This is a genomic window from Pseudomonas sp. xss_4 (assembly GCF_043104125.1).
Taxonomy (GTDB): domain Bacteria; phylum Pseudomonadota; class Gammaproteobacteria; order Pseudomonadales; family Pseudomonadaceae; genus Aquipseudomonas; species Aquipseudomonas parafulva_B.
Map to the genome: position 1 here is coordinate 1 of NZ_JBICKJ010000074.1, position 25,647 is coordinate 25,647.

Annotated in this window: 18 protein-coding genes; 16 read left to right on the top strand and 2 right to left on the bottom strand. The window is 62.4% G+C overall.

Going from position 1 to position 25,647, the window contains the following annotated elements; all coding sequences use genetic code 11:
- Positions 1–345: 345 nt before the first annotated feature.
- Both bamE and ACF8GB_RS16555 read left to right on the top strand, forming a co-directional pair.
- Positions 346–600 (top strand): outer membrane protein assembly factor BamE, encoded by a 255-nt coding sequence (gene bamE, locus ACF8GB_RS16550; protein WP_058604263.1) that lies wholly within the window; start codon positions 346–348, stop codon positions 598–600.
- The gene (locus tag ACF8GB_RS16555) at positions 597–1,169 is read left to right on the top strand and encodes a lipocalin family protein (RefSeq protein WP_058604264.1); all 573 of its coding nucleotides are present in this window, start codon (positions 597–599) and stop codon (positions 1,167–1,169) included. The genes bamE and ACF8GB_RS16555 overlap by 4 nt, the downstream gene beginning before the upstream one ends.
- 103 nt (positions 1,170–1,272) lie before the next feature.
- On the opposite strand, the gene ACF8GB_RS16560 is transcribed toward ACF8GB_RS16555, so the two are convergent.
- Positions 1,273–2,637 (bottom strand): formimidoylglutamate deiminase, encoded by a 1,365-nt coding sequence (locus ACF8GB_RS16560; RefSeq protein WP_145253761.1) that lies wholly within the window; start codon positions 2,635–2,637, stop codon positions 1,273–1,275.
- A gap of 143 nt (positions 2,638–2,780) precedes the next feature.
- Here ACF8GB_RS16560 and hutC point away from each other — a divergent pair, with 143 nt between their 5' ends.
- From hutC to hutG, 7 genes are all read left to right on the top strand, one after another.
- A complete protein-coding gene (hutC, locus tag ACF8GB_RS16565; protein WP_173645899.1) occupies positions 2,781–3,491 on the top strand; it encodes a histidine utilization repressor in 711 nt (236 codons plus the stop codon).
- Positions 3,488–4,057 carry a HutD family protein gene (locus tag ACF8GB_RS16570; protein ID WP_196186586.1) on the top strand — a complete coding sequence of 190 codons (570 nt, stop codon included), beginning with the start codon at positions 3,488–3,490 and terminating at the stop codon, positions 4,055–4,057. The genes hutC and ACF8GB_RS16570 overlap by 4 nt, the downstream gene beginning before the upstream one ends.
- Positions 4,058–4,192: 135 nt before the next feature.
- Positions 4,193–5,866: a urocanate hydratase gene (gene hutU, locus ACF8GB_RS16575; RefSeq protein WP_058604267.1), complete on the top strand. Its 1,674-nt coding sequence runs from the start codon at positions 4,193–4,195 to the stop codon at positions 5,864–5,866.
- A gap of 95 nt (positions 5,867–5,961) precedes the next feature.
- Positions 5,962–7,494, top strand: a complete 1,533-nt coding sequence (gene hutH, locus ACF8GB_RS16580; protein WP_058639862.1) for a histidine ammonia-lyase — start codon at positions 5,962–5,964, stop codon at positions 7,492–7,494.
- Between the two features lie 67 nt (positions 7,495–7,561).
- Positions 7,562–8,965: an amino acid permease gene (locus ACF8GB_RS16585; protein WP_058639863.1), complete on the top strand. Its 1,404-nt coding sequence runs from the start codon at positions 7,562–7,564 to the stop codon at positions 8,963–8,965.
- A 15-nt stretch (positions 8,966–8,980) separates the two neighbouring features.
- Positions 8,981–10,186 carry an imidazolonepropionase gene (gene hutI / locus ACF8GB_RS16590; RefSeq protein ID WP_145253749.1) on the top strand — a complete coding sequence of 402 codons (1,206 nt, stop codon included), beginning with the start codon at positions 8,981–8,983 and terminating at the stop codon, positions 10,184–10,186.
- A gap of 10 nt (positions 10,187–10,196) precedes the next feature.
- Positions 10,197–11,000, top strand: coding sequence for an N-formylglutamate deformylase (gene hutG / locus ACF8GB_RS16595; protein ID WP_058639865.1), 804 nt, complete (start codon positions 10,197–10,199; stop codon positions 10,998–11,000).
- A 48-nt stretch (positions 11,001–11,048) separates the two neighbouring features.
- Here the strand turns inward: hutG and ACF8GB_RS16600 are convergent, their stop codons facing one another.
- Positions 11,049–16,571: a dermonecrotic toxin domain-containing protein gene (locus ACF8GB_RS16600; RefSeq protein ID WP_392527336.1), complete on the bottom strand. Its 5,523-nt coding sequence runs from the start codon at positions 16,569–16,571 to the stop codon at positions 11,049–11,051.
- Positions 16,572–16,752: 181 nt separating this feature from the next.
- On the opposite strand from ACF8GB_RS16600, the gene pip reads away from it, so the two are divergent.
- The 7 genes from pip (at position 16,753) to ACF8GB_RS16635 (ending at position 25,552) form a co-directional block, all read left to right on the top strand.
- Positions 16,753–17,724, top strand: coding sequence for a prolyl aminopeptidase (pip, locus tag ACF8GB_RS16605; protein WP_058604272.1), 972 nt, complete (start codon positions 16,753–16,755; stop codon positions 17,722–17,724).
- Positions 17,721–18,158 carry a D-aminoacyl-tRNA deacylase gene (gene dtd, locus ACF8GB_RS16610; protein WP_058604273.1) on the top strand — a complete coding sequence of 146 codons (438 nt, stop codon included), beginning with the start codon at positions 17,721–17,723 and terminating at the stop codon, positions 18,156–18,158. Before pip ends, dtd begins: the two co-directional genes overlap by 4 nt.
- A 263-nt stretch (positions 18,159–18,421) precedes the next feature.
- Complete coding sequence (locus ACF8GB_RS16615) at positions 18,422–20,143, top strand: glucan biosynthesis protein G (protein WP_326384328.1); 1,722 nt, start codon at positions 18,422–18,424, stop codon at positions 20,141–20,143.
- The gene (mdoH, locus tag ACF8GB_RS16620; RefSeq protein ID WP_058604275.1) at positions 20,136–22,709 is read left to right on the top strand and encodes a glucans biosynthesis glucosyltransferase MdoH; all 2,574 of its coding nucleotides are present in this window, start codon (positions 20,136–20,138) and stop codon (positions 22,707–22,709) included. The genes ACF8GB_RS16615 and mdoH overlap by 8 nt, the downstream gene beginning before the upstream one ends.
- A gap of 241 nt (positions 22,710–22,950) precedes the next feature.
- Positions 22,951–23,751 (top strand): transporter substrate-binding domain-containing protein, encoded by an 801-nt coding sequence (locus ACF8GB_RS16625; protein ID WP_023533017.1) that lies wholly within the window; start codon positions 22,951–22,953, stop codon positions 23,749–23,751.
- Between the two features lie 111 nt (positions 23,752–23,862).
- Complete coding sequence (locus ACF8GB_RS16630; RefSeq protein ID WP_058639867.1) at positions 23,863–24,825, top strand: amino acid ABC transporter permease; 963 nt, start codon at positions 23,863–23,865, stop codon at positions 24,823–24,825.
- Positions 24,818–25,552 (top strand): amino acid ABC transporter ATP-binding protein, encoded by a 735-nt coding sequence (locus ACF8GB_RS16635; protein ID WP_058639881.1) that lies wholly within the window; start codon positions 24,818–24,820, stop codon positions 25,550–25,552. Before ACF8GB_RS16630 ends, ACF8GB_RS16635 begins: the two co-directional genes overlap by 8 nt.
- Positions 25,553–25,647: the final 95 nt, after the last annotated feature.

Below are 25,647 nucleotides of genomic sequence, written 5' to 3' on the forward strand. Positions count from 1 at the left end.
GGCCTTAGGAGCGGCGCTGCTTCAAGGCTTTCCCTCGATGATCAGTCGAGAACTTTGGCCTGCAACGAGACAAAAGTCGAGATACAAGGAGCGGCCTCGCCGGGGCGCCGGACCGGCCGCGATGGGCCGCACAGCGGCCCCAGTGGTGTCCGCTATTTCAGGGCTAGCCCAAGCATATAAAACCCCATACAGAACACACCCATCCCCCGGAGGCTCATTCGAATAAGCCGTTTTCCCGATCAGCGGTAGCAGTCATGGGCAGGCCCACCAGGGAACCTGGGAGGCATTTTCCCGTCGAAGGGCACTGCAGGCCACTCGCCTGCTCCCTCGTTCAGGAGTGTCTTCATGTCGTTGCGTTCCCTCGCCCTGTTGTCGCTGTGTGTCGTGCTTGTCGCCTGCAGCAAGATCAATCAGGAAAACTATTCCAAACTCAAGGCTGGCATGAGCAAGGCCGACGTCGAGCAATTGCTCGGCACGCCAACCGAGTGCTCGGGCGCTTTGGGCATGAGCAGTTGCACGTGGGGGGACGAACGTAGCTTCATCAGCGTGCAGTACGCGTCGAACAAAGTCTTGATGTATTCCGGGCAGGGCCTCAAATGAGGGCTGTCGGTCTGCTGTTGGGTCTGTGCCTAACCCTCTTGCTCGGCGGGTGCGCGGGGTCGATGAATGACCCGCTTGCACCGAAAACCGCAGGGCAGGTTGATCTCAAGCGTTATCAGGGCAAGTGGTACGAGCTTGCACGCTTGCCCATGCGCTATCAGGCCGGCTGCGAACAGTCCGAGGCGCATTACAACCTACGGCCCGACGGGTCGTTCGGTCTGCTGAACCGCTGCCGCACCCTGGGTGACGAGTGGTTGCGTGCCGAGGGCCGCGCCTATATCGAGGCGCCAGGTCATACCGACAGGCTGTGGGTCGAGTTCGATAACTGGTTCACACGGCTGGTCCCGGGCGTTGCCAGGGGCGAATACTGGATCTTGTACGTGGACGAGCGGTACCGCACCGCGGTCGTCGGCAGCCCGGACCGCAAATACTTGTGGATTCTGTCACGCACGCCCAGCTTGCCGGCCTGGGAGCGCGAGCACTTGCTGGCCAAGGCTCGCCAGCAGGGCTACGACACCAGCCGGTTGATTTGGCGAGCTTCCGATCAGCAGATCGTCAAGATGCACTGAGGACGTTGCAGGCGTGGTGGGCCGAAAGGAACGTCAAGCCTACCGGGTTCTCCTGTACTGCCTCAGCTTGAATCGCGGTCGCCACTACGCGGCCTCGATCCCTTCATCCCAAAAGCTGCCGCAGCACCTGAGCGAATGCCGCCCGGCTTTGCTCCTCTTGCAGATGATGGCCTTGGCGTACCACCCACTGTCCATTGACCATCACGTCGCGCACCTGCCGATCGCCGCCGGCAAACAGCCACCGATTGAGAATGCCGTCGCCATCGGTTGTGGCGATGTAGGGGTCCTGATCATCAAGCACCAGCCAGTCGGCGCGCTTGCCTACAGCCAGTTCGCCAATGGGCTGGCCCAGCGCCTGTGCACCCCCTGCCCACGCAGCGTCAAGCAAGGTGCGCCCGACCATGGGTTGATCATGGCGATGCAAGCGGTTGCGCCTTTGGTCGCGCAGGCGTTGGCCGTATTCCAGCCAGCGCAGCTCTTCGACCACGCTTAGCGAGACATGGCTGTCCGAACCAATCCCCAGGCGCCCGCCCTGCGCAAGGTAATCCGCAGCCGGGAAAATGCCGTCGCCCAGGTTGGCTTCGGTCGTCAGGCACAATCCCGCCACGGCGCCGCTGCGGGCCATGGCTGTCACTTCGTCGGGCTGGGCGTGGGTGGCGTGTACCAGGCACCAGCGCTCATCCACGGCCACGTGTTCATACAGCCATTGCAAGGGCCGCAGACCGCTCCAGGCCAGGCAGTCATCGACTTCCCGTTGCTGCTCGGCAATATGAATGTGCACCGGGCATTGATCGTCACTGGCTGCCAACACCTCGGCGATTTGCCCAGGCGTCACAGCCCGCAGCGAGTGAAAGCACAAGCCCAGCCTCTGAGCCGGTTGCGCGGCCACCAGCGGCGCCAGTCGCGCCTGCAGTTGCAGGTAGTGGTCGGTGGACTGGATGAACCGGCGTTGGCCAGCGCTTGGCGTCTGGCCGCCAAAGCCTGCATGGCTATAAAGCACCGGCAGCAGGGTCAGGCCGATACCGCTCTGCGCGGCCGCTGCGCTGATCCGGCGAGACAACTCGGTCGGGTCTGCATACGCATTACCTGCCTGATCGTGGTGCACGTAATGGAACTCCGCCACCGCGGTATAGCCCGCTTTGAGCATCTCGATGTAGAGCTGGCGGGCGATGACCTGCAACTGCTCAGCTGTGATCTGCCCGACCAGGCGGTACATGAGGTCGCGCCAGGTCCAGAAGCTGTCACTGGGGTCGCCGGCGACTTCGGCAAGCCCGGCCATGGCGCGCTGGAACGCATGGGAATGCACATTCGGCATACCGGGCAGTACGGGGCCCGCCAGATGCTCTGCGCCGTCGGCGCAAGCGTCGGCTTCAACCCGCGTCAGGTACCCGTCCACGCCGACGTCGAAGCGCACATCGCGGGCCCACCCTGAGGGCAACAAGGCACGTTGGGCAAAATAGGCGGGCATTACAGGCTCCTGTTTTTGTTAGGTTGTATATACATATACAGGCGTTTGCCTGCCGGGTAAACTCCGGCAAGCTAATGCTCATTTCTTATGCACAAGGATTCCTGGCCGTGCCGACACCTCCTGTCAACGCGCTGGTTGCCCCCATGGGCGAGGGCCCGGCGCCGCTGTACGCGCGGGTCAAACAGATGATCAAGCAGCACATCGATGACGGTAGCTGGCCGCCGCATCACCGTGTGCCATCGGAAAGCGAACTGGTCAGCCAACTGGGCTTCAGCCGCATGACCATCAATCGCGCCCTGCGCGAGCTCACAGCCGAAGGGCTGTTGGTGCGCATGCAAGGTGTCGGCACCTTCGTAGCCGAACCCAAAGGCCGCTCGGCGCTGTTCGAAGTGAACAACATCGCCGATGAAATCGCCGCGCGTGGGCATCGGCATAGTTGTCAGGTCGTGGTGCTTGCCGAGGAAGCGGCAGGTTCCGAGCGAGCGCTGGCCTTGAACATGCGCGAAGGCCAGCGGGTGTTTCATTCGCTGATCGTGCATTTCGAGAACGATACCCCGGTGCAGATCGAGGATCGCTACGTCAACGCGGCCGTGGCGCCCGAATATCTGCTGCAGGACTTCACCCGTCAGACGCCTTATGCCTATCTGTCCCAGGTAGCCCCGCTGACAGAGGGTGAGCATGTGGTCGAGGCGATCCTGGCAGAGCCCGAGGAGTGCCAGCTCCTGCAAATCGAACGCGGCGAGCCATGCCTGCTCATCCGCCGCCGTACCTGGTCCGGGCGCCAGCCGGTCACGGCCGCGCGGCTGATTCACCCCGGTTCGCGCCACCGCCTGGAAGGACGTTTTGGCAAATGAGCCGAGTGCATGTATTGCAGGCGCGGGGCTACCCGCGCATGGCCTGGAAAAACGGCGGCGGCTTCACCGAGGAAATCGCCCGTGACCAAGGCCAGGGCCTGGACGGTTTCGGCTGGCGCCTGTCGATTGCCGATATCCAGGCGTCGGGTGCCTTTTCGAGCTTCGCCGGCTACCAGCGGATCATCACCGTGCTGCAGGGCGATGGCATGCGTCTGTTGGTAGACGGCCAACCCAGCCGGCCGTTGGTGCCCTTCGACGGGTTTGCATTCGACGGGGCAAGCGAGGTCGATTGCCAACTGATCGGCGGGCCGATTCGTGATTTCAACCTCATCTATGCACCGCAGCGCTATCGGGCACGCTTGCAATGGCTGGAAGGTTTCAATCGTGTGCACACCTCGGCTTCGACCGTGCTGCTGTTTGCCGGCAGCCAAGCGGTAGACGTTAAGGCGGGGCAACAGGCCCTGCAATTGGAGCAGCATGACTGCCTGCAACTGGAAGGCAACGAAGCGTTGCTGGCGTTGGACGTACAGGGGCGGTGCTGCCTGATCGAACTCGATCCCCGTTGAGCTGACCCTGGGCTGGCATCGCTTGCAGCGACACGGTTTGAGAATTTCACTTGTCCATGCTTGTACATACAAGTAAAGATGTGTTTGTATTGCTCCACGACATATCTGCTGCAGCCGACCGCAAAGGACATTCCCGTGACCGACAACAACAAATACCGTGACGTTGAAATCCGTGCCCCGCGTGGCAATACGCTCACTGCCAAAAGCTGGCTGACTGAAGCGCCACTGCGCATGTTGATGAACAACCTCGACCCGCAGGTCGCCGAAAACCCCAAGGAGCTGGTGGTGTACGGTGGCATCGGCCGGGCCGCGCGCAACTGGGACTGCTACGACAAGATCGTCGAAACCCTGACCCGTCTGGAAGACGACGAAACCTTGCTGGTCCAGTCCGGCAAGCCGGTCGGCGTGTTCAAGACCCACAGCAACGCCCCACGCGTGCTGATTGCCAACTCGAACCTGGTCCCTCACTGGGCCAGCTGGGAGCACTTCAACGAACTCGACGCCAAGGGCCTGGCCATGTACGGCCAGATGACCGCGGGCAGCTGGATCTACATCGGTAGCCAGGGCATCGTGCAAGGCACTTACGAAACCTTCGTGGAGGCGGGTCGCCAGCACTATGGCGGCAGCCTGAAGGGCAAGTGGGTGCTGACCGCAGGCTTGGGCGGCATGGGTGGGGCCCAGCCATTGGCCGCGACCCTGGCCGGGGCTTGCTCGCTGAATATCGAGTGCCAGCAAAGCCGTATCGATTTCCGCCTGCAAACCCGCTATGTCGATGAGCAGGCCACGGACCTGGACGACGCCCTGGCGCGCATCGCCCGCTACACCGCCGAAGGCAAGGCCATTTCCATTGCCTTGCATGGCAACGCGGCCGAAGTGTTGCCTGAGTTGGTCAGGCGCGGGGTGCGGCCAGACATGGTCACCGACCAGACCAGCGCGCATGACCCGCTCAACGGCTACCTACCTGCCGGCTGGACCTGGGAGCAGTACCGCGACCGCGCCCAGACCGACCCGGTAGCCGTGGTCAAGGCGGCCAAGCAATCGATGGCCGTGCATGTGCAGGCCATGCTCGATTTTCAGCAGCAGGGCGTCCCCACTTTCGACTACGGCAACAACATCCGCCAGATGGCCAAGGAAGAGGGTGTGGCCAACGCGTTCGATTTCCCAGGTTTCGTGCCGGCTTACATTCGCCCACTGTTCTGCCGCGGCATCGGCCCCTTCCGCTGGGCAGCGTTGTCGGGCGATGCCGAAGACATCTACAAGACCGATGCCAAGGTCAAGGAACTGATCCCCGATGACGCCCACCTGCACCGCTGGCTGGACATGGCCCGCGAGCGCATCAGTTTCCAGGGCTTGCCGGCCCGCATCTGCTGGGTAGGGCTGGGGCTGCGGGCCAAGCTGGGCCTGGCGTTCAACGAAATGGTGCGCAGTGGTGAGCTGTCGGCACCGATCGTGATCGGACGCGACCACCTCGATTCGGGTTCGGTAGCCAGCCCCAACCGCGAAACCGAGGCCATGCGCGATGGCTCCGACGCGGTCTCCGATTGGCCATTGCTCAATGCCCTGCTCAATACCGCCAGCGGTGCCACCTGGGTGTCGCTGCACCATGGCGGCGGTGTCGGCATGGGCTTCTCCCAGCATTCGGGCATGGTCATCGTCTGTGATGGCAGCGACGAGGCGGCCGCCCGTATCGCTCGCGTGCTGGCCAATGATCCAGGCACCGGTGTCATGCGTCACGCCGATGCCGGTTACGCTATCGCCATTGAGTGCGCGCAAGCGCAGGGGCTGGACCTGCCGATGATCACCGGCTGATCACTGTCCTCTGCAATGCCCCACAAGGTGATACTCAACAACAAGAAGAGGCGGGCTGGCGCTGCCTGCCATGCCTCGCGAACTGGAGTAGCAACGTGACCGAACTTACCCTCAAGCCCGGCTGCCTGACCCTGGCGCAACTGCGCACTGTGCATGCAGGCCCAGTAAGGCTTCAGCTCGACGCCAGCGCCGGCCTGGCCATCGATGCCAGCGTGGCCTGCGTCGAACAGATCATCGCGCAGGACCGTACCGCCTATGGCATCAACACAGGTTTCGGGCTGCTGGCATCGACCCGCATCGCCAGCCACGACCTGGAAAACCTGCAGCGTTCGCTGGTGCTGTCCCATGCTGCCGGGATCGGCGCGCCCCTCGATGACGCTTTGGTCCGATTGATCATGGTGCTGAAGATCAACAGCCTGAGCCGCGGCTTTTCCGGTATTCGCCGCAAGGTCATCGACGCGCTGATCGCGCTGGTCAACGCCGAGGTCTATCCTCACATCCCCCTCAAAGGCTCGGTCGGCGCTTCCGGTGATCTCGCGCCGCTGGCCCACATGTCCCTGGTACTGCTGGGGGAGGGCAAGGCGCGCTATAAGGGCCAGTGGCTTGCGGCTACCGAGGCCCTGGCCATCGCTGGCCTTGAGCCGTTGACCCTGGCCGCCAAAGAGGGGCTCGCCCTGCTCAATGGCACCCAGGCCTCCACGGCCTATGCCCTGCGCGGGCTATTCCATGGCGAGGACCTGTTCGCCGCCGCGGTCACCTGCGGCGCGCTCAGCGTGGAAGCCGCCCTTGGTTCGCGCTCGCCCTTCGATGCCCGTATCCATGAAGTGCGCGGCCAGCGCGGGCAGATCGACACCGCTGCCTGCTTCCGGGACCTGCTGGGGGACACCAGCGAGGTATCGCTCTCGCACCAGAACTGCGACAAGGTCCAGGATCCTTACTCGCTGCGCTGCCAACCACAAGTGATGGGCGCCTGCCTCACCCAACTGCGCCAGGCTGCCGAGGTGCTCGGCGTCGAGGCCAATGCTGTGTCGGACAACCCTTTGGTGTTCGCCGCCGAAGGCGACGTGGTTTCAGGGGGTAATTTCCATGCCGAGCCGGTGGCGATGGCCGCCGACAACATCGCCTTGGCCATCGCCGAAATGGGCTCGTTGAGCGAGCGCCGCATCTCGCTGATGATGGACAAGCACATGTCCCAACTGCCGCCTTTCCTGGTAGAAAACGGTGGGGTCAACTCCGGCTTCATGATTGCCCAGGTCACCGCCGCTGCCCTGGCAAGCGAGAACAAGGCCCTGTCGCATCCCCACAGCGTCGACAGCCTGCCGACCTCCGCCAACCAGGAGGACCATGTGTCAATGGCTCCGGCTGCCGGCAAACGTCTATGGGAAATGGCCGAAAATACCCGGGGCGTGCTGGCGATCGAATGGTTGGGCGCCTGCCAGGGCCTGGATCTGCGCAAAGGGCTCAAGACCTCCGCCAAGCTTGAGCAAGCACGCCAGGCGTTGCGCTGTGAAGTGCCGCACTACGACCGCGACCGGTTCTTTGCACCGGACATCGAAAAGGCCGTGCACCTGCTGGCCGAAGGCAGCCTGACCGCGCTGTTGCCAGCGGGCGTGCTCCCGAGTCTGTAATGCCCTTGGGGGCCTTTGGTGGCGGCCCCCGGATCTCACGACCACAAAAACAATTCAAGGACGTGACATGCAACCTGCACAAGGTCTAAAGCGCGGGCTGACTGCCCGCCACATTCGTTTCATGGCCCTCGGCTCGGCTATCGGTACCGGCCTGTTCTATGGCTCGGCCTCGGCCATCCAGATGGCCGGCCCGGCGGTATTGCTGGCTTACCTGATTGGCGGCGCAGCGGTATTCATGGTCATGCGGGCATTGGGCGAGATGGCCGTACACAACCCCGTAGCCGGGTCGTTCGGTCACTATGCCAGCACCTACCTGGGCCCCATGGCCGGCTTCATCCTCGGCTGGACCTACGCGTTCGAGATGGTCATCGTCGCCATTGCCGACGTGACGGCGTTCGGTATCTACATGGGCTTCTGGTTCCCGGAGGTCGCCCGCTGGACATGGGTGCTGGGCATAGTCTTGTTCATCGGCGCGCTCAACCTGTGCAACGTCAAGGTGTTCGGCGAGCTGGAATTCTGGCTGTCCTTGCTCAAGGTGGGGGCGATCGTGGCCATGATCCTGGCGGGCCTGGGCATCATGGCGTTCGGCTTCAGCCAGGTGGGCAGCGGGCAGGCCGTGGGCCTGGGCAACCTGTTCGACCATGGTGGTTTCATGCCTAACGGTGTCGCCGGGCTGATCGCCTCGTTCGCAGTGGTGATGTTCGCCTTCGGCGGCATCGAGATCATCGGGGTGACCGCAGGCGAGGCCAAGGATCCGCAACGGGTGATTCCCAAGGCGATCAACGCCGTGCCCCTGCGCATCCTGCTGTTCTATGTACTCACCCTGTTCGTGCTGATGTGTCTGTACCCCTGGCCGCAGATTGGCAGCCAGGGCAGCCCCTTCGTGCAGATCTTCAGTAACCTGGGGATCGGCTCTGCGGCTGCGGTGCTGAACGTGGTGGTGATCTCCGCGGCCGTTTCGGCCATCAACAGCGATATCTTCGGTGCGGGCCGCATGATGTATGGTCTGGCCCAGCAGGGGCATGCCCCCAAGGGTTTTAGCCGGCTGTCCAGGCATGGCGTGCCGTGGATGACGGTACTGGTCATGGGGGCAGCGCTGCTGGTTGGCGTACTGCTCAATTACCTGATCCCCGAAAACGTGTTTCTGCTGATCGCCTCGATCGCCACCTTCGCCACCGTCTGGGTCTGGCTGATGATCCTCATCACTCAAGTGGCGATGCGGCGCAGCATGAGCCGCGAGCAGATGGCCGAGCTCAAGTTTCCGGTACCGTTCTGGCCCTGGGGGCCGGCGTTGGCCATTGCCTTCATGGTCTTTGTCTTCGGTGTGCTTGGCTATTTCCCCGACACCCAGGCGGCGTTGCTGGTCGGCATGGTCTGGCTGGTCTTTCTGGTGGCGTCCTACCTGCTGTGGTGCAAGCCGCGGACAGGACAGGGCGCGCCAGTGGCCGAAGCCGCCGAGCTGCATCGCTAGCAAAGGAGAACCTGCATGAAAACCCTCTGGCAGCACTGCCATGTGGCAACCATGGCCGAAGGCCGTTATTCGATCATCGAAGACGCCGCCATCGTGACCGGTGGTGGGCGAATCCTGTGGATCGGCCCACGTGCCGACTGGGCAGTCGAAGGGGCCGAGCAGACGGTGGACCTGGGTGGTGCCTGGGTAACGCCCGGGCTGATCGATTGCCACACGCACGCGGTATTCGGCGGCAACCGCAGCGGCGAGTTCGAACAGCGGCTGCAAGGTGTGAGCTATGCCGAGATCGCCGCGCAGGGCGGGGGCATTGCCAGTACCGTGAGGGCCACCCGCGCCGCCAGTGAAGACATGCTGTTCGCCAGCGCCCAGCAGCGCGTCCAGGCGTTGATGCGCGATGGCGTGACCACCCTGGAGATCAAGTCCGGTTACGGCCTGGACCTGGCCAACGAGCGCAAGATGCTGCGTGTAGCCCGACGTCTGGGTGACGAGCTGGGTATCACGGTTCGGGCCACGTGTCTGGCAGCCCACGCCTTACCGCCGGAATACGCCGAACGCAGCGACGACTACATTGCCCACATCTGCAATGACATGCTGCCGGCATTGGCAGCAGAAGGGCTGGTGGATGCGGTGGATGCCTTCTGCGAACACTTGGCCTTCTCACCCGCACAGGTTGAACGCTTGTTCATCAAGGCGCAGCAATTGGGTTTGCCGGTCAAGCTGCACGCGGAACAATTGTCCTCCTTGCACGGCTCCAGCCTGGCTGCCCGCTACCAGGCACTGTCGGCCGATCACCTGGAATTCATGACAGAAGAAGATGCCATGGCCATGGCAGCGGCTGGCACCGTGGCCGTCTTGTTGCCCGGCGCGTTCTACTTTCTGCGCGAAACCCAGCTTCCGCCAATGGACGCCCTGCGCCGGCACGGCGTGAAAGTCGCCCTGGCCAGCGACCTGAACCCGGGCACTTCGCCGGGCCTGTCGCTGCGGCTAATGCTGAACATGGGCTGCACCCTGATGCGCATGACGCCTGAAGAAGCCCTTGCCGGTGTCACCACCCATGCGGCGCACGCGCTGGGCATGGGAAGCAGCCATGGCACCCTTGAAACGGGCAAGGCTGCGGACTTCGTTGCCTGGCAAATAGAACGCCCTGCCGACCTGGCCTATTGGCTTGGCGGCGACCTGCCCAAGCGCGTGGTGCGCGGCGGCCATGAACGTGATATCTGAGCGAGGCGAGATGGACAAGGTACTGAGCTTTCACCAGGGTCAATTGCCGCTGTTGATCAGCATTCCCCATGCGGGCCTGAAGCTGACCCCGGCAGTGGCCGATGGCCTGGTCGACCAGGCGCGCAGCCTGCCCGATACGGACTGGCACATTCCCCGTCTGTACGATTTCGCCCAGGCGCTGGGCGCCAGCGTACTGACGGCCGAGTATTCGCGTTTCGTCATCGACCTCAACCGCCCGGAGGACGATAAGCCGCTGTATGCAGGGGCCACCACCGGGCTCTATCCGGACACCCTCTTTGAGGGTGAACCTTTGTTCAAGGAGGGGCTGGCGCCAAGCCCGGCAGAGCGCAAGCACTACCTTGAGCACATCTGGCACCCTTATCACAGGGCAATCAGGCATGAGCTGGCACGCTTGCGTGAGACGTTTGGCTATGTCTTGCTCTGGGACGCCCACTCCATCCGCTCGCACATTCCTCGGCTGTTCGACGGCAAGCTGCCGGACTTCAACCTCGGGACCTTCAACGATGCGAGTTGCGACCCGAGCCTGGCCCAGCGGCTGACGCACGTCTGCCAACAGGCACAAGGTTACGATCATGTGCTCAATGGGCGCTTCAAGGGCGGGCACATCACCCGTCACTACGGCAACCCAGCCGCTCACGTTCACGCCGTCCAACTGGAGCTCGCGCAAAGCACCTACATGCAAGAGCGTGAACCTTTTACCTACCGTGAAGACTTGGCACGCCCAACCCAGGCGGTGCTCAAGCAGCTGCTGGAGGCGCTGCTGGCATGGGGCCAGGCGCGTTATCGCAACTGAAGCCAGTCGGCCAGGCAGCGCGCGGTGCACGCGCGGCCTGGTCTATCGTCAGTCTTTGGCGACCTCCTTGAGCGTGAGCTCGCGCAGCAGTGCCTGCTCCTCGAGCTCCCGGTCCACTTGCAAGCCTTGTTGCAAGACCACCTCTTCCTGCAGCGGATGGCTGGTATTGGCCAGTTCCATCACCCGCTGGCGGTACCGGTTCTCAATTTCCTCGAACCGCTCGGCGTATTCACCGCGAAGGCGCTGGGTCCAGTCCTGGTTGGACAGCAGGTAATCGATGAAGGCTTCGCTGTGTTCGCGCTTGCGCACGTGTTCGAGAACGCTCGAAAGCTCATCGGCTGCCAGGTTGGCAGCACTTCGGAAACGCATACGGTCAGCGATGGGCAGCTCGAGTTCCTTGGCCAGCTCGCGGCGGTAGGCCAGGCGCACCGAAACCAGATCCCCCGGTATCGCGCGGTGCTGGGCAAGGCGTTCGAGTTCCTCTACCCGGAACAGCTGCAGCAGCCTTTGACGCATCTGCTGCAGGCTATCCCCCGCATCAATCACGACACGTTGATGCATCAGGTACAACTCGATGTTGTTGAACGCCTGAAGCGCACCGTCATGGCAAGTTTGTGCGCCACTCTCGTCAGGCAGCGCCTCTACAGCGATGCTTTCCAGCAATGGCCGCTCGGCCGGGTTGCTCGCCGCCGCGACCAGCATCAGTCGCACCCGTTCGCAGAAGCTGCCCCGGGTGGCAGGCTCCACATAAGGGGCCGCGTTTTGCAAACGGCCTGCCAGGCGCAGCAAGTCGCTGCCTGCAAGCGCCTCCCAGCATGCCTGCAAAGATTCATTTTGCAGTGCATTTCCCAGCATCCACGACTCCATCCGGGGGGTATCGTCACTGGCCACCGGGAAATGCGGGTGGTCCAGGGAGCCATCACTGGAACCGTCGGTGAGCAGTAGATCGTTGGGAATGTCCAGGGCGAAGGAGAAGCTGTGGTGGCTGTCCGAAAACGTACGGACCCGCTGGATGGTTGCAGCTGGCAGCGGGTTGTCGAGCAAGGACACGGAAGAAATCGGAATGGCGTTATCCAGATTCGACAGGATGTGGTCCGGCAGTTCGGTGATGTTGTTCGAGCTGAGGTCCAGCAATTCGAGCGGCAGCAACTGATCGCACCAGCTTGGCCAGCCCTGCAGGTCCATGTTGCTCAGCACCAGGGACTGCAGATTCGCCGCGAGGTGAGCAGGGACGTGGTTGATGGCGCCCACCCGGTTGCCCGACAGGTCCAGTGAGGTGAGGTGGGGCAGGCGACCAAAGATCTCGAACATGGGTTGGTCGATTTCCAGGTTCATGTTGCGCAGTTCCAGGTACTCCAGCGCTGGCAAGCGCAGCAAGGCGGTAGGCAGTGTCGATTGCGGCGCTTGATGACCGTCTATGGTCAAGCGCGTGATACCTGGAAAGCGACTGAGCAACTCATCGAGCTGCGCAGTCGTGCCCCGCAGGCGAGTCAAGGCCAGGGCGCGAACACGCTCGCCAAAGAATGGCGGCAGGCGCCTGGGGAAGTGCTCAATCGACACGTCTTCCAGTTGCAGCCTGAGGTATCGATGGCCCTGTTCCTGATGCGTCCAGAAATCGTTGATCGCCGTTTCAATGCGCTGACGCTCGGCCAGGGCGGTTTGTGTCAAAGGGTTGCTGGAACTCGATGCCTGCGCCCAGCCTTCGAGCGCTTCTCGTACCTGCGAGCGCTCGTTGCGCAGGCGCGTGATTCCCTCGATAAGCGACGGCGGTTGGTCCACGCGAATGCCGGAAGTGTCCAGTTGCTCGTTCATAAGCAAACGCTGCACGTGAATTTCGTTTATAGGGTTGCCTTCAAGATTGATGACCGGCGGCAGGCGAAGTGATTCGGCTTCGTGCAGCAGGAACGTTGGCAGCGTGAGCAGGTTATTGTCGCGCAGCGACAGCTCACCGATGCGGCTCAAGGCGTCGCTGCCGATGCCCATTGGCCATTGCGACAGCTGCATGCGGTCGAGCCCGAGGTAATTGAGTGTGAGCGCGTGGAAGCTCGGACGGTTATTCTGCGCCAGGCGGTTCCCGGAGAGGTCTAGATGACGCAGCTGGCGGGCGCCGGCCAGCATATCTAGGTCGCTGGAGGACAAGGCAATGTTCTGGTTGGTCAGTACCAGGCGCTGCAACTGTGGCAGGTTCTCCAGAATGATGGATATGCTGAACATGAATGCCGAGGGTGTTGCCCGGGGTGTGTAGGGACGGTCGATTTCCAATGCCTCGAGTTGCGGCATCTGACGGAGCAGGCGTTGCAGCAAACGCTCGTTCTGCGCCCAACTGGCCATCGCGCCTGAGGGCAGGTCATACAAGATCAGGCTGCTCACTCGCTGGTAGAAGAACTCGGGTAAGTTCAGCGGAATATCAGCCAGAGAGATATGCGCCAGGCGTAACACGGCCGAGCTCCGGTCGCCTTCGTCCAACGCCGTGTCATACCAGAACTGCACGATCGCCTCGCGCAATGCGTCGTAGTTGCGTGCTGCCTCGTCGGTCGGCGGCGAGATGGCCTCGCTCCAGTCATCGAGCCTGCTTTGCAGTTCGGTGCGCTGTTCGGCCAAGCGTTGCAGGTGCTCGAAAATCTGCAGGCGGGTGCGGCCGCCACTGGCCAGCGTATTGATCACTTGATCGGCAGAGCGGCCGGTACGCTGCGCCAACTCCAGTGCCTCGACCGCTGCAATGAGTTGTGAGTGAGAGACCGCATGGGCTTGCGGGCCACCGCCGCTCAGCGGATACCCCAGGCGACCATCGGCAAGGCGCATGGGTGAGCGATAGCCGGGGCGCACCGGCCGCATGCCCAGAACCTTGCGCAAGGCTGGGCGAGGCAGCAGCGGGCTTTCCTGCATCAGGTGCTGCAGGGCCGGCGCGTCAGCCGCGCCGAGTTTTGCCATGACCTCTGGCAGCGCCGCGTGCAGCGCGGTAAAGAGGTCCGGATGTGCCGTTATCAGCCGAGATGGATCGTCTTGATCCTGGACGATGTACCCCGCATGGGCATGGATGATGGTTACGCGGGGGCTGCCTTGCTCGGGGCCGACTGCCTCGGCTTGAGTGGGCCAGGACCCACCCCTTACGATTTGTAGTCTGGTTTCGGCAGGCCATTTGCTGAGTGTGGGCAGGGTGTGCAGCACCAGTCGATCGCTGTCCCAGCCTTGAGCCCCTACCAGGAACAACCCCTCGTAAGCCCGCGCCAGACGGACCTGTTGCAGATAAACACGAACTTCCTCACTCAGCCGCAGCGGCACCCTACCGCTTGCCAGCACGCCTCGTTCGTTGGCATTGGCGCTGCTTACCAGCTCGTCGGCAATGGCGGCTGGAAGACCGGGGTATGCACGCATGATCGGTTCGGCATCGGGCAGTTGGGCCGATGTCATGCGGCTGTAGGCTCTGAAAAATTCGGTTGATCGGTCTGCCGTGGTGGGCAACTGGCTTATCGACTGGTCAAGCTTGAATCGCTGCAGCGTGTCTTGTAGCAACGCAGGCAACCGCTCGTTCTCCACCAGCGCCCTGCGCACGGCATCTTCGTCCGTGTCACTGATCTTTAGCATTCGTCGCAGCGTCGGCTCATCGAAGTCGGCACTCAGGTGCCCCATTCTTTGCAACAGTGTCGAACCTGTCCAGGTAGCTGGGCGGTCCGTGACCAGTATCCACGCGCCAGCGCCATTATGGCGCAGCGGTGGCTGATAGCGATGCTCGCCGCGTGGGTGTTGCAGCCGGTATTGGCCGGTGCCAGCGTCTGACACGACCCGATACTGGCGGCCCTGCAGTATCAGCCGTTGTTGACCCTCATGCACCAACAGGCCCTGCTCATTGGGCACCCCTGGCTGCGGCAGTGGGTCCTGGATTTGATAGGGCGTGAGATCAGGTTTCCACAGACTTACCTGCCCATCAGGCATGCCCACGTCTTCCAGCTCCTCGATGAATGACGGGGTTTCTACGGGAGTGCGCGCGTCACCGGGTTCGTCGTCGGGTTCCTCGACGATGGGTTCGTCGCCCTCGGAGGCTTTCGATGTTCCCTTGAGCGCATGGCCAGCAGCTGCCAGCGCAGCCATGACCGCTACGTTCTCGACGACATCGACCAGATAGTCGTAAGCCGTGTCGCGCTCGTCTGCTTCCCAGGCTTCGATGCCCTCATACACTTCATGGGCTAGCTGGACGATACCCACCAGTAGCATGGCCTCACCGAGGCCAGGCACGAAGAAGCCGGCGATGTTCAGTGCCAGTAATGCGCGCTCGGCAATGAGTTCGCGGTGAGCCTGGGCCGCACGCCGGTCGACGATCTCGGTTGGAACGGCGTGAAAGAGAATGTCCTGTTCATGACGTTCCACCTTGCGAAAAGCCATGAGCCCCTCAAACGCGTGACTGAAAGGCGTTTGAACGGGATAGAGCCTGGCATTGGGATCGAGTACGGGCTCGTACACGCCGCGAGTACTCCAGCCCAGCGGCATCAGACGCGCTTGCAGGCGCTGTCGAACCATCGCCTTGTCGCGCTCGGGCACATGCTTGTCCAGGTAGCTCATGTCGGCCTGAAGCCGATCCCGCAGCGCGTCATGCATGGCCTGCGTATCAGCGAACTCCTTGAGAGGAGTATGCTCGTCGGCGGGAATGTACAGCGCAACGCGGCTATCGGTAGCCGATTGCGTGTCGATGGCCACTACCCCCGTCAGTACGCAACCCCAGAGTTGCAGCTCGCTGAACCTGATCCCTGAGGCGTAAGGGTCCAGCTTTTGATCAAGCGGCACTGCCAGCGCGGCGGTGTAGAACGTCTCGCTGATATCGCCCTTCAAGCGAGCGTAATGCAGGGACTGCCGCCAGGCCGACCCCTCTGTTCGTCCCAGTGTTTGATACACCTCCAAGGCCACCTCGTCGGCACTGCGGTCGGCCGTTGCGGCCGGGTAATAGATCGCGTGGATCAGGTCGTGATATTTCCTACCAATGTCCAGCGTTCGACACAGGTCGGCGAAGGCCTCTGCCGGTATATCCAGCGCATTGGTGATGGGCACGGTGCCCATGAAGCGTCGGTGGTCGAGAATCACCGATTTTTTCAAGAGCGCGTCGGGTGCATCCATGCCCCCCTCAACGGCGGCCGATGCCTCGAAATTATGCAGGGCTGCCTGAAGCAGTGAGCGGGTCGCCCGTTCCACGGCCTGCCGCCCGTCCAGGGCGTTGTGCTCCTTGATCAGGCGCGCGTCCACCAGGTAGCTCCGGTCGACATCGACCTGCAGACCAAAGCGTTCAGCGATGGCTTCGGTCAACGCCTTTCTAGCATAGCTCTTCAGGTCTGCAACCTGCTCGAACAGCGCCGCGACCTGCGCTTGGTGTTGACGGTGCTGAGCATGTTCCATGCTCCAGGCACGCGCGATGGCCGGTTGCTCTGTAATCGCTGACGCCAGCCAGGCAGGTGCCTGCCGCCAGTTGCGCAAGGCTTGATGCGTCTGGGCCGGGCTCTTTTTCAGCCACTGGGGGATGCGCTTGGCGATGGTGGAGTAATGGACACCTTGTAAGGGTAGGGTATCGCTGGTTGGGGTGGGCATTTCGTAGTCCTCAGCACGATGGGGTGAAGGACTCTGTAGGGCCGGGGACGGAGAAAGGAGGTAGATATGTCTGCCTGGCAACTGTATCGGGCCAGGCATGGAGTTGATGTACAAGCATGCTCTGCGCTCAATTCAGGTTTATGATGGCTCACGGCCGAACAACCTTCACACGGAGTGCGCAATGCAGACCCTCTACCCGCAGATCAAACCCTACGCCCGGCACGATCTGGCCGTGGAAGCGCCACACGTGCTGTACGTCGATGAAAGCGGCTCACCCGAAGGTTTGCCGGTGCTCTTCATTCATGGCGGCCCGGGTGCAGGCTGCGATGCCCAGAGCCGGTGCTATTTCGATCCCACCCTGTACCGCATCATCACCTTCGACCAGCGCGGCTGCGGCCGCTCCACTCCCCATGCCAGCCTGGAAAACAACACCACCTGGCACCTGGTGGAGGACATGGAGCGCATCCGTGAACACCTGGGCATCGACAAGTGGGTACTGTTCGGCGGCTCATGGGGCTCCACGCTCGCCCTGGCCTACGCCCAGACCCACCCTGAACGCGTGCATGGCCTGATCCTGCGCGGGATCTTCCTGTGCAGGCCTCAGGAGATACAGTGGTTCTACCAGGAAGGTGCCAGCCGCCTGTTCCCGGACTACTGGCAGGACTACATTGCGCCTATTCCACCGGAGGAGCGCGGCGATTTGGTCAGCGCGTTCCACAAGCGCCTGACCGGTTCTGACCAGATTGCCCAGATGCACGCGGCCAAGGCATGGTCCACCTGGGAGGGCCGTACGGCCACGCTGCGGCCCAACCCCCTGGTGGTGGATCGCTTCTCCGAGCCGCAACGGGCCTTGTCCATCGCCCGCATCGAATGCCACTACTTCATGAACAACGCCTTTCTCGAGCCTAACCAGCTGGTGCGCGACCTGCCCAGGATCGCCCACCTGCCAGCGGTGATCGTGCACGGGCGCTACGATGTGATCTGCCCACTGGACAACGCTTGGGAGCTGCACCAGGCGTGGCCGAACAGCGAATTGAAGGTGATTCGTGATGCCGGGCATGCCGCCTCCGAACCGGGCATTACCGATGCCCTGGTGCGCGCAGCCGACCAGATGGCCAGGCGCCTGCTCGACTTGCCCCTGGAAGAAGCATGAAGGGCCTGTTGCAACGGGTGCGCAACGCGCGGGTGGAAGTGCAGGGCCAGGTCATTGGCGCTGTTGAGCAAGGCCTGCTGGTACTGGTGGCCGTGGAGCCGGACGACACCCGCGAGCATGCCGACAAGCTGCTGCACAAGTTGTTGAACTACCGCGTGTTCAGCGATGAGCAGGGCAAGATGAACCTGTCGTTGAAAGAGGTGGGTGGCGGTCTGCTGCTGGTCTCGCAATTCACACTAGCGGCCGACACCCGCAACGGCATGCGACCCAGCTTTTCCACGGCGGCACCCCCGGCCCTGGGGGCCGAGCTGTTCGACTACCTGGTGACGCAAGCCAGAGGCCGCCATGCCGACGTTGCTACCGGTCAATTCGGTGCCGATATGCAGGTGCACCTCGTCAATGATGGCCCTGTAACGCTACTGTTACAAATTTAAGGTTAAAAAAGCCGCTTTCCTGAATGAATAAGCGGTTCTATACCATAAATAGTTGTTGCAGCCTGATGCGTTGTCACGCGACCTGCTGGATAATCGCGCGCTGCATGAGGCCTGCGTTCGCAGGCCCGTTTCACTCTGACTCGAGCATTGTCCGTAGCCGTTTGGGGAATCATTACGCCCTTACGGGGTCCGAACAGTGCTCGCCAACCCGGCATTTGTCGCTGGCCGTTGGTTTCATGATCTGTTTTCGGCGAGGGTTGCTCGTGATTGTTAGTCCCCAAAAAGCATCAAGAATCCCCGGCGTCAGGCTACGCAAGGCGCTGATGGCCAGCATGGCAATCGTTGGCCTGATGAGCGCGGGCCAGCTGTGGGCATTCAATCTTGACGATGTTGCCGCCAAGGCAAAGGATCTGGCCGGCCAGAAGTACGAAGCGCCCAAAAGCAACCTGCCGGCCGTGTTCCGCGACATGAAGTTCGCGGACTACCAGAAAATCCATTTCCTGCAGGAAAAGGCCGAGTGGGCCAACGACAAGACGCCGTTCAAGCTGTCGTTCTACCACCAGGGCATGCATTTCGATACGCCGGTGAAAATCAACGAAGTCACCGCCACCAAGGTCCAGGAAATCAAGTACGACCCGAGCCGCTTCGAGTTCGGCGACGTGCCGCATGATGCCGATGCCACCAAGAACCTGGGCTATGCGGGCTTCCGCGTGCTGTACCCGATCAACAAGGCCGACAAGCAGGACGAAATCATGACCCTGCTTGGCGCCAGCTATTTCCGCGTCGTTGGCAAGGGCCATGTCTATGGCCTGTCGGCCCGTGGCTTGGCCATCGACACGGCGCTGCCCTCGGGCGAAGAATTCCCACGGTTCACCGAGTTCTGGGTCGAGAAGCCGCAGCCGGCCGACAAGCACCTGGTGATCTACGCGCTGCTGGACTCGCCGCGCTCAACCGGTGCCTACAAGCTCACCCTGCGTCCTGGCAACGACACGGTCGTTGACGTGCAGTCGCGCGTGTACCTGCGCGATCACGTCAGCCGCCTGGGCGTAGCGCCGTTGACCAGCATGTACCTGTTCGGCCCGAACCAGCCGTCCAAGGTCCTCAACTACCGCCCAGCGCTGCACGATTCCGAAGGCTTGTCCATCCATGCCGGCAACGGCGAGTGGCTGTGGCGCCCGCTGAACAACCCTAAGCATCTGTCGGTCAGCAACTTCAGCGTCGAGAACCCGCGCGGGTTTGGTCTGATGCAGCGCCAGCGCGCCTTCAGCGACTATGAAGACCTGGACGATAACTACCAGAAGCGCCCAAGTGCCTGGATCGAACCCAAAGGCGACTGGGGCAAGGGTACCGTCGACCTGGTGGAAATCCCGACGGCCGACGAAACCAACGACAACATCGTTGCCTTCTGGAGCCCGGAAAAGCTGCCCGAGCCTGGCGAAGCGGCCGAGTTCGCCTACCGCCTGCACTGGACCATCGACGAGCCCAAGTTCCAGGCGCCTGAGTTGGGCTGGGTCAAGCAGACCCTGCGCTCCACCGGTGACGTCAAGCAGTCCAACCTGATCCGCCAGCCTGATGGCAGCGTGGCGTTCCTGGTCGACTTCGCAGGCCCGGCCCTGGCCGCCTTGCCTGAAGACACCCCGGTGCGCAGCCAGATCAGCGTGGGCGACAACGGTGAGGTGGTCGAGAACAACCTGCGCTACAACCCTGAAACCAAGGGCTGGCGCCTGACCCTGCGCCTGAAGGTCAAGGAAGCCAACAAGTCGACTGAAATGCGTGCAGCGCTGGTACGTGATGTGCCGGTAGAGGCGCCAGCGCCTGCCAAGGACGCCAAGCAGGACAAGGCGTCTGCCAAGCATGCCAAGGCCGAGAAGACCGTCAAGGCCGAACAACCTGCCGCCGACGCGGCGCCCACTGCCGGGGCTGCGGCCACCACCGAAAAGGTGCTGACCGAAACCTGGACCTATCAGTTGCCTGCCGATGAGTAATCCGAGCCCAAGGCCGGTATCGCTTGGCGAATACCTGGCCCACCTTCCACTGAGCGATGAGCAGCGCGCGGAACTTGCCACGTGCACATCGTTCAGCGAACTGCACCAGCGCCTGGCGGCCACCTCGCCCGCCAGCCCAGCCGAGGCCGTGCAGGCCTCGGTGGGCTCGCGCCTGACGGTCGGCACTGCGGGCGAACTGGAAGAGGCCGAAATGCTCGGTGTGGACGGTAACGGGCGCCTGTGCCTGAAGATCGCGCCGCCCATCACGCGTACCAAGGTCGTGCCCGAACCATGGCGTACCAACCTGCTGGTGCGAGCATGGCGGCGCCTGACCGGGCGTACCAACGTACCGCAGCCACCCAAGCGTGAGTTGCCGGCGGCCCGCTGGCGTACTGTCGGTTCGATCCGCCGATACATCCTGTTGGCACTGATGATCGGGCAGACCTTGGTCGCTGGCTGGTACATGAAGAGCATCCTGCCCTACCAGGGCTGGTCGTTTGTCGATCTGGACGAAATCTTCGCCCAGCCGATCTGGGATACGGTGGTGCAGGTATGGCCGTACGCCTTGCAGACGTCCATCCTGATTCTCTTCGGGATTCTGTTCTGCTGGGTGTCGGCCGGCTTCTGGACAGCCCTGATGGGCTTCCTCGAGCTGCTGACCGGGCGCGACAAGTACAAGATTTCCGGCAGCAGTGCCGGCAACGAACCCATCGCGCCAGACGCACGGACCGCGCTGGTCATGCCGATCTGCAACGAAGACGTGCCGCGGGTGTTCGCAGGCCTGCGTGCAACGTTCGAGTCGGTGGCAGCCAGCGGTAACCTGGACCGCTTCGACTTCTTTGTGCTCAGCGACACCAACGACACCGACATTGCCGTTGCCGAGCAACAGGCATGGCTGGACGTGTGCCGTGAAACCAAGGGGTTCGGCCGTATCTTCTACCGCCGTCGCCGGCGTCGGGTGAAGCGCAAAAGCGGTAACCTCGACGACTTCTGCCGCCGCTGGGGCAGCGAGTACAAGTACATGGTGGTGCTGGACGCCGACAGCGTCATGAGCGGCGAATGCCTGAGCAGCCTGGTGCGCCTGATGGAGGCCAACCCTGATGCCGGCATCATCCAGACCGGGCCCAAGGCGTCGGGCATGGATACCCTGTATGCACGCATGCAGCAGTTCGCCACGCGCGTATACGGCCCATTGTTCACGGCCGGCCTGCATTTCTGGCAGCTGGGCGAGTCGCACTACTGGGGGCACAATGCGATCATCCGCATGAAGCCGTTCATCGAACACTGCGCATTGGCGCCATTGCCAGGCAAGGGTGCGTTCGCTGGGGCCATTCTCTCCCACGATTTCGTCGAAGCCGCGCTCATGCGCCGTGCCGGTTGGGGGGTATGGATCGCCTATGACTTGCCGGGCAGCTATGAAGAACTGCCGCCCAACCTGCTCGACGAACTCAAGCGCGACCGTCGCTGGTGCCATGGCAACCTGATGAACTTCCGGCTGTTCCTGGTCAAGGGCATGCACCCGGTGCACCGTGCCGTGTTCCTGACGGGTGTCATGTCCTACCTGTCTGCGCCGTTGTGGTTCCTGTTCCTGGTGCTGTCGACCGCGTTGCTGGCGACCAACACCTTGATGGAGCCCCAGTACTTCATCGAGCCGTACCAGCTGTACCCGCTGTGGCCTCAATGGCACCCGGAAAAAGCCGTGGCGTTGTTCTCCACCACCATCGTGCTGCTGTTCCTGCCCAAACTGCTCAGCGTCATCCTGATCTGGGCAAAGGGCGCGGTGGAGTACGGTGGGCGGATCAAGGTCACCTTGTCGATGCTCATGGAAATGCTGTTCTCCATGTTGCTGGCTCCGGTGCGCATGATCTTCCACACCCGCTTCGTGCTCGCCGCATTCCTGGGCTGGGCCGCCACCTGGAACTCTCCCCAGCGCGACGATGACTCCACGCCCTGGAGCGAGGCGGTCAAGCGCCATGGTCCGCAAACCTTGCTGGGCGTGGCATGGGCAGGCCTGGTAGCCTGGCTGAACCCCAGCTTCCTGTGGTGGCTGACGCCGATCGTGGGCTCGTTGATGCTGTCCATCCCGGTCTCGGTCATTTCCAGCCGTACCCGCCTGGGTCTGGCCGCCAAGGACGAGAAGCTGTTCCTGATTCCTGAGGAGTACGCCACGCCGCAAGAGCTGCTGGCCACGGACCAGTACACCCACGAGAACCGCTGGCACGCCCTGCGCGACGGTTTTGTGCGCGCTGTGGTGGACCCGCGGCAGAATGCCCTGGCGTGCGCCATGGCTACTGCCCGGCACGGTCAGGCAGCACCCATCGAGGCCATGCGGGCCGAACGCATCGCCAAAGCCCTGGAAGTCGGCCCCCATGGGCTCGACCTGGGCACGCGCCTGGCATTGCTGAGCGATCCCGTTGCGCTGACCCGCCTGCACGACCAGGTATGGTCGCAGCAGCACGCGGCATGGATCGATGCCTGGCGCGCTTCGATCAAGAGCGACCCGCATTCGCCGTTGTTGCCGCTGCATCCTGAACAGGAAGGCCAACCGGCGCTCGCAGGCTCTTGACCTGCGCCATAGCGGGCCAGCCCGTTCTGACCTGCCCTGCAGCCGAGGCTTGCAGGGTCAGACCGGAGCGGGTTGGCCCGCGACGCTTTCGCCCTTCGGGCCGATTTAGGCCAACAAAGTCCCCCCCGATGCTATATCGCCAGCGCGCCATGCGTTAGCATCCCTCTCCGATAGCTCACGGCGGCCCGCAAGGCCGTACCAATAAGAAAACGCGCTACTTCTACTTTCAGGGGACTTGGTGATGTTCAAGAAATACCTTTCGCGGCTGCTGGTGGGCATGACCGCTCTGGTGGCGGTGTCCGCTGCCCAGGCCGGGGCCATTGACGAGGCCGTCAAGCGTGGCACGCTGCGTGTGGGCATGGACCCGACCTACATGCCGTTCCAGATGACCAACAAGCGTGGCGAGATCATCGGCTTCGAGGTCGACATCCTCAAGGCCATGGCCAAGTCAATGGGCGTCAAGTTCGAAGCGGTATCCACCGCTTATGACGGCATCATTCCCGCCCTGCTGACCGACAAGTTCGACATGATCGGCAGCGGCATGACCCTGACCCAGGAGCGCAACCTGCGCCTGAACTTCAGCGAACCCTTCATCGTCGTGGGCCAGACCCTGCTGATCCGCAAGGACCTGGCCGGCGAGATCAAGTCGTACAAGGACCTGAACAACGAGAAGTATCGCCTGACCTCCAAGCTGGGGACCACCGGCGAGATGGTGTCCAAGAAGCTGATCGGCAAAGCCAAGTACCACGGCTATGACAATGAGCAGGAAGCGGTCATGGATGTGGTCAACGGCAAGGCGGATGCCTTTGTCTATGACGCTCCTTATAACGTAGTGGCCGTCGAGAAGGCCGGTGCGGGCAAGCTGCTGTTCCTCGAAGAACCCTTCACCTACGAGCCGCTGGCCTTCGGCCTGAAGAAAGGCGACTACGATAGCATCAACTTCATCAACAACTTCCTGCACCAGATCAAGCATGACGGGACCTACGATCGTATTCACGACAAGTGGTTCAAGAACAAGGACTGGCTCAAGGACATGGAATAAAAGGCACCTTCAGGCCGCAAGCTGCAGGCCGCAGCCAGTGACCGACCTTACGGGATCGGCCATAGGCTGCGGCTTGTGGCTTGCGGCCTGCCGTTTTCCGGAGTATCCAACGTGATCAAACACAAGAAGGCCCAGTGGCCCTGGCATGGGCTGACTGCACTGGTCCTGGTAGGCCTGGCCGTCAGCCTGTACATGGCCACCTCGATGATTTCCTACGAGTGGCGCTGGAACCGCGTCCCTCAGTATTTCGCCTATCAGGCCGAGGACGTACAGCGCGCGAGCGACTACGGCACCGTGCAGGAAGTCGTCATCACCGGGGATGAAGCCCGCGTCACCTTGAAGGATGAAAGCGGGGCGCTTCAGGTCCTGGACGTGGCCAAGGACAGCCTGCAACTGAGCCGCGGCGACGATGTGGCCGAAGGGGACCAGATAGGGGTGACCCGGCACTGGGCCGCAGGGCCACTGGCTTGGGGGTTGTGGACCACACTGTGGATTTCGGTGGTTTCCGGTGCGCTGGGGCTGCTGATCGGGCTGTTTGCCGGCCTGTGCCGGTTGTCGACCAACCCCACGCTGCATGACCTGTCGACCGTCTATGTCGAGCTGGTGCGCGGCACGCCGCTGCTGGTTCAGATCTTCATCTTCTACTTCTTCATCGGCACGGTCCTGAACCTGTCGCGGGAGTTTGCCGGTGTAGCCGCCCTGGCGCTGTTCACAGGTGCCTATGTGGCGGAAATCGTGCGTGCCGGCGTGCAGTCCATCGCTAAGGGGCAGAACGAAGCTGCGCGCTCGCTGGGCCTCAATGCCGGGCAGTCGATGCGTCATGTGATACTGCCCCAGGCGTTCAAGCGTGTACTGCCGCCGTTGGCTGGTCAGTTCATCAGCCTGGTCAAGGACACCTCGCTGGTGTCGGTGATCGCCATTACCGAACTGACGAAAAGCGGACGGGAAGCCATCACCACGTCGTTCTCGACCTTCGAGATCTGGTTCTGCGTGGCAGGCTTGTACCTGCTGATCAACCTGCCGCTGTCGCACATTGCCAGCCGGCTCGAGCGGAGGCTTGCGCAAAGTGATTGAAGTCCGTGACCTACTCAAGGTATTCGACACCCGTGGCCATGTGGTGCGGGCGGTCGACAACGTCACCACGCACGTGGCAAAAGGCGAAGTAGTCGTGGTCCTCGGCCCTTCGGGCTCGGGCAAGTCGACCTTCTTGCGTTGCCTCAACGGCCTGGAGCACTTCGACGAGGGCCATGTGGCCATCGCCGGCCTGGATCTGGCGCACCCCAAGACCGACATCAACGCCTACCGCCGCGAAGTCGGGATGGTGTTCCAGCATTTCAACCTGTTTCCGCACATGACCGTGCTGGAAAACCTGTGTCTGGCACAGAAGGTGGTGCGCAAGCGCAACAAGGCCGACCGCGAAGCCAAGGCCCGGGCCTTGTTGCAAAAGGTGGGGATCGCGGAGAAAGCCAACGAGTATCCGTCGCGGTTGTCGGGCGGTCAGCAGCAACGGGTCGCGATTGCCCGCGCGTTGGCCATGGACCCGAAAGTGATGCTGTTCGACGAGCCCACCTCGGCGCTGGACCCGGAAATGGTAGGGGAGGTGCTGGATGTGATGAAGACCCTGGCCCTGGAGGGCATGACCATGGTCTGTGTCACCCACGAAATGGGCTTTGCCCGTGAAGTGGCCGATCGCGTGCTGTTCTTCGACCATGGCAAGCTGCTGGAAGATGCCTCGCCAAACACGTTCTTCAATGCACCAAAGGATCCGCGCGCGCAGGCGTTCCTGCGTCAGGTGCTGTAACCGCTGAGGGGGGCTCTGCACCCCATTTGCGGAACAAGGTCGCTCCTACGACGGACCTGTATCCCTGAACGACCTTGTGCCGCAACGCGGCTCAA

Coding starts and splice junctions, on each gene's coding strand:
- bamE (WP_058604263.1), top strand. CDS start 346: ATGTCGTTGCGTTCCCTCGCCCTGTTGTCGCTGTGTGTCGTGCTTGTC.
- ACF8GB_RS16555 (WP_058604264.1), top strand. CDS start 597: ATGAGGGCTGTCGGTCTGCTGTTGGGTCTGTGCCTAACCCTCTTGCTC.
- ACF8GB_RS16560 (WP_145253761.1), bottom strand. CDS start 2,637: ATGCCCGCCTATTTTGCCCAACGTGCCTTGTTGCCCTCAGGGTGGGCC.
- hutC (WP_173645899.1), top strand. CDS start 2,781: ATGGGCGAGGGCCCGGCGCCGCTGTACGCGCGGGTCAAACAGATGATC.
- ACF8GB_RS16570 (WP_196186586.1), top strand. CDS start 3,488: ATGAGCCGAGTGCATGTATTGCAGGCGCGGGGCTACCCGCGCATGGCC.
- ACF8GB_RS16585 (WP_058639863.1), top strand. CDS start 7,562: ATGCAACCTGCACAAGGTCTAAAGCGCGGGCTGACTGCCCGCCACATT.
- hutI (WP_145253749.1), top strand. CDS start 8,981: ATGAAAACCCTCTGGCAGCACTGCCATGTGGCAACCATGGCCGAAGGC.
- hutG (WP_058639865.1), top strand. CDS start 10,197: ATGGACAAGGTACTGAGCTTTCACCAGGGTCAATTGCCGCTGTTGATC.
- ACF8GB_RS16600 (WP_392527336.1), bottom strand. CDS start 16,571: ATGCCCACCCCAACCAGCGATACCCTACCCTTACAAGGTGTCCATTAC.
- pip (WP_058604272.1), top strand. CDS start 16,753: ATGCAGACCCTCTACCCGCAGATCAAACCCTACGCCCGGCACGATCTG.
- dtd (WP_058604273.1), top strand. CDS start 17,721: ATGAAGGGCCTGTTGCAACGGGTGCGCAACGCGCGGGTGGAAGTGCAG.
- mdoH (WP_058604275.1), top strand. CDS start 20,136: ATGAGTAATCCGAGCCCAAGGCCGGTATCGCTTGGCGAATACCTGGCC.
- ACF8GB_RS16625 (WP_023533017.1), top strand. CDS start 22,951: ATGTTCAAGAAATACCTTTCGCGGCTGCTGGTGGGCATGACCGCTCTG.